The sequence below is a fragment of the Finegoldia sp. BIOML-A1 genome, from assembly GCF_009678325.1.
Classification (GTDB): Bacteria; Bacillota; Clostridia; order Tissierellales; family Peptoniphilaceae; genus Finegoldia; species Finegoldia magna.
Genome location: NZ_WKZF01000006.1, coordinates 58,772 through 71,590, shown reverse-complemented (window position 1 = coordinate 71,590; position 12,819 = coordinate 58,772). Strand labels below are relative to the sequence as shown.

General features: G+C 34.4%; 11 protein-coding genes and 1 riboswitch. All 11 genes read right to left on the bottom strand.

From position 1 onward, the window contains the following. Positions 1–263 precede the first annotated feature (263 nt). Positions 264–920, bottom strand: a complete 657-nt coding sequence (locus tag GKG00_RS06580) for a hypothetical protein (RefSeq protein ID WP_154254820.1) — start codon at positions 918–920, stop codon at positions 264–266. A 271-nt stretch (positions 921–1,191) separates the two neighbouring features. Further along, positions 1,192–2,220 (bottom strand): S66 peptidase family protein, encoded by a 1,029-nt coding sequence (locus GKG00_RS06575; protein ID WP_154254819.1) that lies wholly within the window; start codon positions 2,218–2,220, stop codon positions 1,192–1,194. Positions 2,221–2,265: 45 nt separating this feature from the next. Further along, positions 2,266–3,480 (bottom strand): 23S rRNA (uracil(1939)-C(5))-methyltransferase RlmD, encoded by a 1,215-nt coding sequence (gene rlmD / locus GKG00_RS06570; RefSeq protein ID WP_154254818.1) that lies wholly within the window; start codon positions 3,478–3,480, stop codon positions 2,266–2,268. 92 nt (positions 3,481–3,572) lie between these two features. Beyond that, the gene (locus GKG00_RS06565; RefSeq protein ID WP_154254817.1) at positions 3,573–5,369 is read right to left on the bottom strand and encodes an ABC transporter ATP-binding protein; all 1,797 of its coding nucleotides are present in this window, start codon (positions 5,367–5,369) and stop codon (positions 3,573–3,575) included. Then, positions 5,362–7,122 (bottom strand): ABC transporter ATP-binding protein, encoded by a 1,761-nt coding sequence (locus tag GKG00_RS06560; protein ID WP_154254816.1) that lies wholly within the window; start codon positions 7,120–7,122, stop codon positions 5,362–5,364. Before GKG00_RS06560 ends, GKG00_RS06565 begins: the two co-directional genes overlap by 8 nt. Then, complete coding sequence (locus tag GKG00_RS06555; RefSeq protein WP_154254815.1) at positions 7,097–7,573, bottom strand: winged helix DNA-binding protein; 477 nt, start codon at positions 7,571–7,573, stop codon at positions 7,097–7,099. Before GKG00_RS06555 ends, GKG00_RS06560 begins: the two co-directional genes overlap by 26 nt. A 157-nt stretch (positions 7,574–7,730) precedes the next feature. After that, positions 7,731–9,032: a phosphomethylpyrimidine synthase ThiC gene (gene thiC / locus GKG00_RS06550; RefSeq protein WP_154254814.1), complete on the bottom strand. Its 1,302-nt coding sequence runs from the start codon at positions 9,030–9,032 to the stop codon at positions 7,731–7,733. A gap of 66 nt (positions 9,033–9,098) precedes the next feature. Continuing rightward, positions 9,099–9,193: riboswitch (TPP riboswitch) on the bottom strand. Positions 9,194–9,212: 19 nt separating this feature from the next. Continuing rightward, positions 9,213–10,127: a cyclic pyranopterin monophosphate synthase MoaC/MOSC-domain-containing protein gene (locus tag GKG00_RS06545; protein WP_094208047.1), complete on the bottom strand. Its 915-nt coding sequence runs from the start codon at positions 10,125–10,127 to the stop codon at positions 9,213–9,215. Between the two features lies 1 nt (position 10,128). After that, entirely contained in the window at positions 10,129–11,076 is a 948-nt protein-coding gene (moaA, locus tag GKG00_RS06540; RefSeq protein WP_154254813.1) for a GTP 3',8-cyclase MoaA, read from the bottom strand. Between the two features lie 87 nt (positions 11,077–11,163). After that, on the bottom strand, positions 11,164–12,339 hold the full coding sequence (locus GKG00_RS06535) for a hypothetical protein (protein ID WP_154254812.1): 1,176 nt from the start codon (positions 12,337–12,339) through the stop codon (positions 11,164–11,166). 15 nt (positions 12,340–12,354) lie between these two features. Next, a complete protein-coding gene (locus tag GKG00_RS06530) occupies positions 12,355–12,636 on the bottom strand; it encodes a hypothetical protein (protein ID WP_154254811.1) in 282 nt (93 codons plus the stop codon). Positions 12,637–12,819: the final 183 nt, after the last annotated feature.

Sequence of the window (12,819 nt, the reverse complement as noted above, 5' to 3'; positions counted from 1 at the left end):
GATATCTTTATAGTTTCTATGCATACAAATTTTATTTCTGTAAGACCTTAACTTAATCGAACTTTATGCCTTAATTTAATTAAGAACAACCCTTACCATACGTGGTGGGACATTTTTATGATATACATATATGAGTAAACCATTTAAAACCTATTATAAACAAATTAAAATACTAACATCTATCGGTTTTTATATCATTTCTGGACATAAAAGATAGCTTCTATGAGGTAGACAAAATGTCACAAAATGGATTTGTCTTTTATCTATCCAAAATGAATTGGAATAGCCATTTGTATTAAAAACGCAAGAACGATACTAAGTGTTCCCATTAGAAGAGAATTCTTAATTGAGTCTCTTTTTAAAAGGATAAACCCGAGAATAAAGACGAGCATTTCTAAAATGGAACGTGCTTCGAAATATCCCCATCCATATGCAAAACACATATCAAATAAGACTGCCAAAATCGTTACCGACAGAATAAATGCCGGCTTACTTTTACCACCTGCATACCAACACACAAAAGCTAATAATGGAGAAGCAACTGTAAATCCAATCCAAATCATTGCATAGCTTCTTGGAAAAAATCCAGCAATAAAATTTGAATACAAATAGTAGCTTGAAACCATGCTGACAAAAAATATAAAAACATTAATACCTGCTCTTAGGGCTGAATTGCTGTACATAGAAATAAACATCGCAATCAACACCCAAATTGCAAAACGTCCAAGAAAATTATGAAGATCTGAAATCTCATCTATTGCCATAAGCACGCTTGGAAGTTCAGATTGACGAAAGTCCAAGTATTTAGAAAAAGTACCCAAAATAATTCCTAGCAAGAATACGGCAATTGTATTTATAATTTTTCTATTATTGGATATAGGAGTTTCTGCAATCCTTATATCTTTTAAACCCATTATCATTAACACCTCCGAAACTCATAACTTTTAGCACTAATTTTTTTAAAAATATTTCCCGCCTTAAAAAAACCTGTAAATATCGTTACTTTTTGCTCATTTTTCCTCCATAATCAACAATGCCACACACTCACAATGGATTGAGTGGTCAGTATGGATAATTTTCAATGTTTTTCAAAAATCTCGTATGGGTAATAGCTCAATCAGTAAATATCTTGTAATTTATTACGTCACACTAAAGTAAAGAAAAACAACTCATAGCTCAGATCAATTTTGTTTAATAATTAAAGGAGATCATTTGTTTACTTACATTTACTTCTGCTTCTACCCCAAAAGGAATTATACATCTTGGTGTTGAGTGTCCAATATTTATATTATAGACAATTGGTAAATCTTTATTAGGGATTTCTTCTAATAAAATAGATTTATATTCCTCGTAATAGATTTCATTTTGAGGTTTTCCTACTAATACTCCTGCTAATACATCAAATAATCCGTAGTTTTTTAGAACACGTATCATTTTCCTATATAAATCTGGTTTTGGTTTTTCTTCGCTTGATTCTATTAGTAAAATCTTATTCTCCCATTCCTGAAGGGTAGGAAATAACTTATATTTGCTACAAATTTCTACTGTATCGTTAAATCTAGAATTATCGAACATATCATATATTGTTTCTATGCATCCGCCTAAAATTTTTCCACTAAATATAGGATTTCCTCTTAAAAGCTCAAAACCGGTATTTGGATGACTTTTCATTTCTATTCCAATAGCTTTCTCGCTAAAATCTTCCCTTTCCTCATACCAAACTTCACTAGGATGTATCTCATTTATTTTTCCTGTTTTTATAAGTTCCAAAAAGTATTTTTCTGTATAAGCTAACATATTAGCAGATAGTTCGCACACATCGGGCAAGAAAGCCTGACCATAAAATGTTTTTATGCCGAACTTATTTAACATAAAGTGATTCATTGTTGAGTCAGAAAAGCCTAAAAAAAGTTTTTGTTTAACAATATTTTTTAATCTATCTCTTTCAAATAAATAAGGAGCTAATCTATAGGTATCTTCTCCACCAATAGCACATAAAATCATATCAATAGTGTCATCTTCAAAAGCAAGCAGCAAATCATCTGCCCTAGCTTCCGGATGATTCTTTAAAGAATCAATGCCTTTCAAAGAATTAGGTAAAAACTCTATTTCGACTCCTAGCTTATTTAATCTGTCTATTCCTATTTTTATTTCATGCTCAACAAAACTTTCCCCCAAAACACCACTTGATAAGCTCACAACTCCTATTTTCTTTATCATTATTTCCTCCAAATTTTTAAAATAAAGTAAAAATATCCTATGTTCTTATTTCCTTGTCAACATCACTACCGTCTCAACATGCATTGTCTTCGCGAACATATCCACCAATTTGACATCTCTGACTGCAAATCCGTTTTCTGTTAACATCTTCAAATCTCTTGCAAGGGTTGCAGGGTCACAGGAGATGTAGACGAGTTTTTTTGCTGTGGATTTAATTATTGCTTCGACTACTTTTTCGTCCATTCCTTTTCTTGGTGGGTCGACGAGGATTATATCGAAGTGTTCTTGTGTGAGTTTTCCTACGACGTTTTCTGATTTTTCTTCAATAAACTGAATGTTTTCCAGGTTGTTTAGTTTTTTGTTTTCGTTAGCATCTTTTACTGCATCTTTTACGACTTCGACTCCGATTGTGTTGTTGCCATTTCCAATGTACATTGTTGTTGTTCCTATGCCGCAATAAAGGTCCAATATTCTGTCATTTGCAGTTGCATTCATCATTTGTTTTGCCGTGTCGTAGAGCAAACTTGTGTTGTATTTATTTACTTGGAAGAATGATTTGGGGCTTATTATGAATGATAAGTCTCCAATTTTATCCACAAATTGTTTCTTTCTATAAATCAAATCAAAGTTTTTATTTTTCTCATAAATTTCTACGATGCTTTCTACAGATTTTAAATTTTCTAGCATTTCATCTGATAAATAATCCATGGAGATTTGGATTTCGTCGTTGTAATTGGATCTGATTTTGATTTCCGAAATTCCATTCAAATCCTGATTTTCCAACCAATTTATCATTTGATTGATTGCTTTTGATGCGATTTTGCAAGTGGATATTTGTGTTAGGTTGTGTGTTTTTCTGTTGTAATATCCAAGTTTTCCATTTTCCACTTTCAAATCTACTTTGTTTCTGTAATAATACTCCGCATTTGTGAGTATGTCGACATCTTTTATATCTAATTTTGCGATTCGTTGCAATTTGTTGAGTACGGAATTTTTTTTGATTTCCAATTCTTTTTCATATGTAATGTCTTGCATGCTGCATCCGTCACATTCGTAGTAATGTGGGCAGAGCGGTTCTTGTTTATGAGGTGATTGTTGTATTGTTTTTGTTTTTGTTGCGAATATCAAATTCTTTTTTTCTTTTATTTTCTTTGCTTCGATTATTTCTCCAACACTTCCTCCATCTACGAACACTGTTTTTCCTTCGTATTTTGCGACACATCTTCCGTCATCTATCATGTCTATTATTTCTAGTTTCATTTAATCACCTCTTTATCTTTTTATTATATCAAATTTGGATGTAAAAAAAGATTGGGACAACTTAATCCCAATCTCAATTTACAATATTTTCGCTATTTTCTTTCAAATTGCGCGTTGTATAATTGTGCGTAGAATCCGTCTCTTGCCAATAATTCGTCGTGTTTTCCTTTTTCTACGATGTCTCCGTCTTTCATTACAAGTATCAAATCCGCGTTTTTGATTGTGGATAATCTGTGCGCGATTACAAATGATGTTCTTCCTTTTGCAAGTTCGTCCATTGCATCTTGAACGATTATTTCAGTTCTTGTATCCACGGAGCTTGTGGCTTCATCTAGTATCAACATTGGCGCGTGACTTACCATTGCACGTGCGATTGTGAGTAGTTGAAGTTGTCCTTGAGACAATGATTGTTTGTCGTTTAAAATAGTGTCATATCCATGTGGAAGTGTTCTGATAAAGTGATCCAAGTTTACGCGTTTGCACACATCAATCAATTCTTCGTCAGTTATATCTTTTTCTCCGAATGTTATGTTTTCTCTGACACTTGCTTCGAATACCCACGAATCTTGAAGTACCATACAGAATTGGTCTCTCAAATTCTCTCTGGATAAGTTTTTCGTATCAATTCCGTCTATCAATATTTGTCCGTCGTTTATTTCGTAAAATCTCATTAATAGATTTACAATCGTAGTCTTTCCGGCTCCAGTTGGACCAACGATGGCTATTTTTTCTCCTGGATTTACTTTTACGCTGAAATCTTTGATGATGATTTTTTCAGGATCATATCCAAACCTAACGTCTTTGAATTCAACTTCGCCTTTTGCTTTTTCTAATTTTTCTGTGACGTGTTCTTCTTCTAATTCATCTTCGTTCAAAAACTCGAACACTCTCTCCCCTGCCGCTGCAGCTCTTTGTAAAGTGTTGAAACTTTGTGCGATATCTGATAGAGGATTTGTGAATAGTCTAACGTAAATCATAAAAGCTACTATAACCCCGAATGATATTTTGCCGTTGATTGCCAATGCTCCACCGACTATGCAGACCATTACGTAGGAGAAGTTTCCAGCAAATTGCATGATAGGCATCATAAGTCCTGACAAAAATTGTGATTTCCATGCACTAGTGTAGAGTTTCGTGTTTGTTTGTTCAAATTCATCTACGGCTCTTGCTCCTGCGTTGTAAGCTTTGATTACGTTGTGACCAGTGTACACTTCTTCGATTTGTCCGTTGATATCACCCAAGTTTTGTTGTTGTTCTTTGAAATATTTTTGTGATTTTTTCATTATTATTGTAATGAACACAAATCCCACAAGCGATGACAAAATCGTCGTTATCGTCAATATTCCCGAATTGTAAATCATCATAACTACAGTTCCAATAAGCATTACGATACTTGTCAACAATGCTCCAACAGATTGATTCAAACTTTGACTGATTGTGTCAACGTCGTTTGTTACTCTACTTAGAATGTCTCCAAAAGTTGTGTTGTCAAAATAGCTAAATGGCAATCTATTGATTTTTTTTGCTATCTCTTCTCTGAATGATTTGGAGATTTTCTGCGTGACATCTGCCATGATAAATCTTTGCAACAAATTCAACACAAGTGAAGATAGATAAAATATCAACAGCATCAACGTTATTGATTTTACGCTATCCATGTCAATCGCAGTTACAACGGGTTTTCCTTTGACTATTTTAGGGAGTCCTTTTGTGATTTCATCTGTGATGAGTTTTAATTTATCTGGTCCAATTATTTGCAAAATCGTCGCTATTACGCTTGCCACAACTGCTATCAATATCAATGGAAAATAAGGCTTCAAATACCTTGCCATTTCTTTTAATGTTTCTTTGAATTTTTTCGGTTTTTCATTTACAGTTTGTCTAGGCATTTAATTCCTCCTCTGTTAATTGCGAGTAGGCTATTTCACTGTACACTTCACAATTTTTCAATAAATCTTTGTGTTTACCTATTCCTGCTATTTCTCCGTTTTCAAGTACGATTATTTGATCTGAATCCATTATCGAACCCACCCTTTGTGCGACAATAATAGTTGTAGCATCGGGGTTTTTTTCTCTCAATTGATGTCTAAGTTCGCTATCTGTTTTGAAATCAAGTGCAGAGAAACTGTCGTCAAATAGATAAATATCTGGCTTTTTGTAGATTGCTCTGGCTATGGACAGTCTTTGTTTTTGTCCCCCAGAAACATTCTTACCTAATTGTGCGATTTCGTGATCAAATTTTTCGTCAAATTTGTCGATAAACTCCATAGATTGTGAAGTATCTGCCGCTTGTTCTACTTTTCCAGTATCCACACCATCTTCTGAAAATGAAATGTTAGATTTTACATTTCCTTTGAATAAGAATGATTTTTGGAAAACGGCGCCTATTTTTTCGTACAAAAATTTAAGCTTATACTTTCTAATGTCGATCCCTTGGATTTTTACAACGCCTTCAGTTGCATCGTAAAATCTCAAAAGCAAATTCAATATAGTGCTTTTACCTGATCCTGTGGAGCCTATTATAGCTACCTTTTCTCCTTTTTTCACCCTAAAATCAATATCTTTTAAAATATATTGCTCAGAATCTGTGTATTTGAAAGATACATTGTCAAACTCAATTTCATATTCGTAATCTTCATTTGAGCTATCAACATCTCCATCTTTAATTGAAAGTTCTGTATCCAGCACTTCGTTGATACGATTTGCAGAGATTTGCGCTCTTGGAATCATTATGAATATCATACTCATCATCATAAATGACATGACAACTTGCATTGCATACGAACTGAACACAACCATATTTGAGAACAAAACGTATTTGTCCATCATATTCGCAGCATTTATGAGTCCTGCCCCTATGAAATAAATCACAAGAGTCAGAACAGACATCCCCAAATTAATTGCTGGAAACATCGTACTCATTGCACGACTTGTGAACAGTTGAGTATTTGTCAATTCAACATTTGCTTCTTCAAACTTTCCTTCTCTAAATTCTTCAGAATTATACGCTCTGATAACTGCAAGTCCTGTCAAGTTTTCACGCAAAATCCTGTTGATATTATCTGTTAAAGTTTGCATTATTCTGAATTTCGGCATAACCAAAATCATTAGAATTGCAACGAAAATGATTAAAATCAACACAGTGACAGCAGTCGCCATTGTCCATTCAAATCCCTTGTTGTAGATTTTCGTGATAGCCCACACAGCCATTATTGGAGCTTTAATCAAAATTTGTAATCCTATCACTATTACCATTTGAATTTGAGTAATATCGTTCGTAGATCTAGTTATCAAACTTGCTGTGGAAAATTCGTTGATTTCTTTCATGGAAAAACTTTCCACCTTGGAAAATATTCTGGATCTCAAATCTTTGGAAAATGACGCCGATACCTTAGACGCCAAAAATCCTACGATAATTGCTGAAATCAAAGAGCCGAATGCACATAAAAGCATCCATTTTCCTTCGCCGATAATATCACTTACACTGTGACCCGGACTTTCCACATACATCGTGATTTTCGACATATAATCCGGAATTTTCAAATCCAAATACACTTGAGTAACGATAAACACAAAACTCAAAAGTATCTGCATCCATTGTTTTTTATTCAAATATCTAATTATTCTTATCAAAACTATCATCCATTTCTTTAAATTTTTCTTCGCAGTCTTTACTAATCCTTGGCAGATTTTTAATAAGTTTGTCGATTATTCTAACGAATTTTTCAGAATCTTCTTCTCCCAAAGCATCAAACATTTGACCAAGAGCATACATTATCTTGTCCTCAGTTTCTTGGGCGACTTTTTCTCCTTTTTCAGTTAAACTTACCAAAGTTTTTCTTCTGTCGATTTTATCGCCAGTTCTTGTTACAAGTTCGCGTTGTTCCAATTTTTTAATAATAGCTGCAACTCTCGCGCTGGAAATCCCCATAGCAAGTTCGATTTCTTTCGGATAAGTCGATCCGCCTTCCGATTTGATAAATCCCAAAGCCATGTTTTCTCCTCTGACAGAATCATTGATTTGTTTGTGAGGATGATGCTTTCCAATGCTGTGCACGCATCTTATAACTTCTTTTGCTAATTTTTCATTCATAATATCACCTTTTACCTAATACTATTAGAATTATACGCTTAACAATAACCATTGTCAATGATTTTCTCGAATATTTTTCGATTTCGTTCAAATCAAAAACAACCACCAAGATTTTTCTTGATGGTTGAATTCATAAAATTATCTAAATCAAATTTTTCTAAATTAAATTGACATCTTCCCCGTTCAATACTTTCTTCACCGTTCTCATTGAACACATTTTACCGCACATTGTACATGAATCTTCTTCGATTGGTTGAGATTCTTTTCTGTATTTTTTTGGTTTTTCGCTGTCAATTGCAAGTTCGAACATTTTTTCCCAATCCAAGTTAAAACGTGCTCTGCTCATTTCGTCGTCTCTTTCTTTTGCTCCAGGGATTTTCTTTGCGATATCTCCAGCATGAGCTGCGATTTTCGTAGCGATGATTCCTTCTTTCATATCTTCCAAGTTAGGAAGTCTCAAATGTTCTGCAGGAGTTACATAGCACAAGAAATCTGCTCCAGTACTTGCTGCTATTGCACCTCCAATTGCTGATGTGATGTGATCGTATCCCGGTGCAATGTCTGTTACCAAAGGTCCCAACACGTAGAATGGCGCGTTGTTGCAGATTGTTTTTTCGATTTTCATATTTGCTTCGATTTGGTCGATTGGAACGTGGCCTGGTCCTTCAATCATTACTTGTACATTTTTTTCGTAGGCTCTTTTTGCCATTCTGGATAAATTGATTAGCTCTTGAATTTGCAAATCATCTGTCGCATCGTTAATGCAACCCGGTCTTAAAGCATCTCCCAAGCTAAGTGTGACGTCGTATTTTTCGCAGATTTCAAGTACATCGTCGTATCTTGTTACAAGTGGATTTTCCTTGTTATTAGCAATCATCCACGCGAATAATAACGATCCACCACGTGATACGATTTTTGTAATTCTGTCTGTTGTTTTCAAATGTTCTGCGATATCTCTTGTAAGTCCAACGTGAATTGTAATAAAATCCACCCCGTCTTTTGCGTGTTGTTCCACAACTTGTAAGAATTCTTCTTCAGTAATATCCTTCAATTCTTTATCTAACATTCCAACGCAATCGTACATCGGAACACTTCCAATCATTGCAGGAGAATAGTCGATAAGTTCTTCTCTGAACTGTCTAGTCTTTCCGTAATTTGACAAATCCATTATCGCTTCTGCATCCATATCGATTGCCACTCTAACTTTTTCCATTTCCTTTTCTATGTTGTAGCAATCTTTTGAAATTCCCAAGTTCACGTTGATTTTAGTTTTCAAACCTTCGCCAACACCGTGAGCATCCAATGATTTGTGGTTTTTGTTCGCAGGAATAACCACATATCCTTTTTCAACTTTTTCTCTGAGAATTTCTACGTCTATGTTTTCTTTTGCCGCTACTCTTTTCATTTCTTTTGTAATGATTTTCTTCTTTGCAGCGTCTAATTGAGTTGTATATTCCATAAATACCTCCTATGTTGATTTGGAGACTGGAAAAAAATAACGGATACATAACCCATGTATCCGCAAAAAACATTCTAAGTTCTTCCCTTCGCATGCATTATCATGAGCAGGTATAAGGGTTTCTAAAAAGATCTCAGCGTAAAGCACCCCCAGACTCCGAATATATTATAACACAAACTTTTAATTTAATTCTACAAGCTTGATTTTGTCGTTTTTCTTAATAATTCCGCCCTTTAAAACTTTGCAGAAAATTCCTTCCGTTGGCATAATACAATTTCCGACTTTTTGTTTAATCGCACAACCTTTGTGACATTCTTTTCCGATTTGTGTAACTTCTAGAACACATTCTCCAATCGTCAACACTTGACCGACAGGAAGTGTAAATAGTTCAATGTTTCTCGTTGTAATATTTTCAGCGAAATCTCCGTCTTTCAAATCAAGACCCATTTCTCGCATTTTATTGATGGATTCTTCTGCCAAAAGCGACACTTGTCTGTGCCAATTTCCAGCGTGTGCATCTCCAACCAATCCGTGATCCACTCTAAGTTCTGCAAATTCTACAGGAGTTTTCACAGTGCCTTTTTTCTCACTGATATTCACATCGATTACAACTGCCTCATCACTGTCGACACTTCTGTTGTAAACGCCGCTTTTGCCGCCTTCTTTGTGAAGTAACTCCACATTTGTAATTCGCATTGAACGGTCAATTGCCTTGCACATATCGTAAATCGTAAGAGCCGCCACGCTTGCAGCCGTCAAGCTTTCCATCTCAATTCCTGTTTTTGATTCGGTGTTTGATTGGACAAAAATATCTATAAAATCATCTGCTAATTCGAATTTAACATCAACACCTGTGATGAAAATATTGTGACACATTGGAATAATTTCCGATGTTTTCTTCGCAGCCATAATCGCAGCAGTTTGTGCAACACTCAAAACGTCGCCTTTTTTGATGGATTTTTCTGTGATTTTTTGCATAGTTTCTTTTTTCATATAAATCCTACTATGAGCCACAGCAACTCTTTTAGTAGTTTCCTTTTCAGATACATCCACCATTCTTGGCAAACCATCTTCGTTAAAATGAGTTAAATCCACATTAACCTCCTATAGTATTCATATCCCTTTTGTTGAAGTTACCTTCTTCGAGATAATGTCTTTCTGGTTTATTGTATATTTGTTGTGTAATAATTTGTCGTATATCCTCGCCATTTCGAATACAATCTTTCAAATTAATCGACTTATTAGAATGCAAACACATCAACAAATTGCCCTTGCAATCCAACCTAACTCTGTTACATTCTGAACAGAATTTGTGAGAAATCGGATTAATAAATCCCACAATAGCACCATTTGGATTGGTATAATATTCTGCGACCTTCGATTTTTGTGAATCGCTGTCAATTTTTTGAAGATTGCCGATTTTTTTGATAATTTCTTCGTTCGACACGTAATCATCAGATTTTCCAATCGCTTCACCAATTGGCATCAGTTCGATAAATCTTACAATCACACCTTTTTCTGCGAATTTCACAAAATCTTCTATCTCATCGTAGTTGAAATGTCTCATAACAACGGTGTTGATTTTGATAGGTTTCATATCCATTTGTTTTAATTTATCGATGGATTTCAAAACCTTTTTCAAATCTCCGCCACGCGTTATGTCACGAAATTTATCCGCATCCAAAGTATCCAATGAAATGTTGAATCTATCCACTCCACTTTCCTTTAAATCATCAGCCATATCGTACATTTTAATCGCATTGGTAGTCATACAGATTTCTTCTATTCCCATGTCCTTGATGCCTTTTACCAAATCCAATATTCCGTTTCTAACCAAAGGTTCACCTCCAGTTAAACGTACTTTTTTTATTCCCAAATCTTTGAAAACTTCTACGATTTTCAAAGTTTCATCTATAGTTAGAATTTCGTCGTGATTCAAATGCGTGATTCCTTCTTCTGGCATGCAGTATTTGCATCTCAAATTGCACTTGTCAGTCACCGAAATTCTCAAATAATCTATCTTTCTTCCGAGAGCGTCTTTCATTTTACCACCTTTGTATATTATATCATATAACGCTTAAGGGTAAAAAATTCCCCAACTTGATTTCTTAAATTGGGAAATTCGTTCAAATTATTCTTTTAATAAAAGTTCCTTTGCTTTTTCTAATCTTTCTTTCATAGAATTGATGTGGGATTCAGACACGTTATCTTGATCGGACAATCTCTTGATACCTTCTTGCAAAATATCAATTTCGTTGTCGTAATCCTTCATGCTTCTGTACACACTGGCATAAGAGCTGTAAAGTGCAGGAGTACACAATCCGTTTTCACGAGCAGTGTCGTAATTTTTGATTGCAGATTGGAAGTGAGAATCCTTTCTGAATTTTTCTCCTTCGTTCCAATATCTCAAACCTTCCTTCGCACCCTTCGCTGGATCGTCCAAATTTTTGATATCAAACACAGCAACCCTACTGTTGTGTGGGTGAATTACAACTTCTTTTGTAGTCTTGATTTTGTTGAAAATCTCATCCAAGTTATCCTTGTTTTTTTCTTTTAATTTCTTCAACACATCCATCATGTGATATACAGGAATTTTCTTGGAAAGTTTTTGTTGTGCCTTGTCTTCGTATTCCTTAACCTTTGCAATGGAATCATCTCCAATGTAAATCCAAGCAGTTACATCATTTGCAAATTGGTCATCGACGATTTTAATGTTTTCGTGTTCCAACAAAGATTTTGTTTGGTTCAAATATTTATCCAAATCATCCTTGTAAATGTTAGCGATAATTTCATCATCAACGCCCTTTTCAACTAAGTACACAGACTTCAAATTATCCAAGTCAACTTTTTCGAAATCATCATAATCCATATCCAAATAATGTTGTTCATATTCAGCAACATACAACACCGGTGCTTGTTCAAATCTGTAGTTTGGTGTAGTTTCTGACTTCAATAATCCCGATTTTCTAGTAATCATATTAGGAGTCACACGATTGATAATCACATTGTCAGTTTCTTTCAACACTCTCTTCAATTCTTCTTGTTGCAAATCGCGAGCTTCGTCTTCTTCCAAATTATCCTTTATGATTTTAGATTCCACATCCAATTTTTCCTTGATTCTTTCTCCGTGATAACTTTCAAATCCGAAAGACTTAGAATCCTCACCATAACCATAACCAACGTAGAAGATTTCTCCAGTGTCCTTTACACTCCATTCAAAAACATACCAATCATTTTTGTGAGCTTGACTGTTAGTCTCCTTTTCTTCTGAAGAAAAAACGCTTTTTAATTTATCAAATATACCCATAATATCCTCCAAATTTTAAATAATACGATACATCAAATAAAGCCCCGCTAAAATGATTAAAATGAAAAACAAAATATCGAAATCTCTGTTTTTAATCGCAGAGAGCATCTCCAAAACCATCAGCATCAACACAATAGCTATAGAAGCGTAGATGAAAATGCTTGATAACGGTGATATCAAAACGCTTACAAGTTTCGGATAACTCATTCTAAGTTTCAATTCCATAATAAATAGAATTACACCCACAATAATCGTCCTAAATTCGTATTTGTATAATTTGTTTCTCAATTTATTCATAGTAGTGCCTCCCAAGATGTTCTTTACATTACTTTGAATATACTTTTCTTTATTATACCATATTCGTTTTGTCCGAATAAAAAAACACGAAAATTTTTGCAAACCTTCACGATTTTTTCTATACAAATTAAAAATAACAAACCATTAATGCTAAGAATATCATACGGAACAAATTGTTTTGAT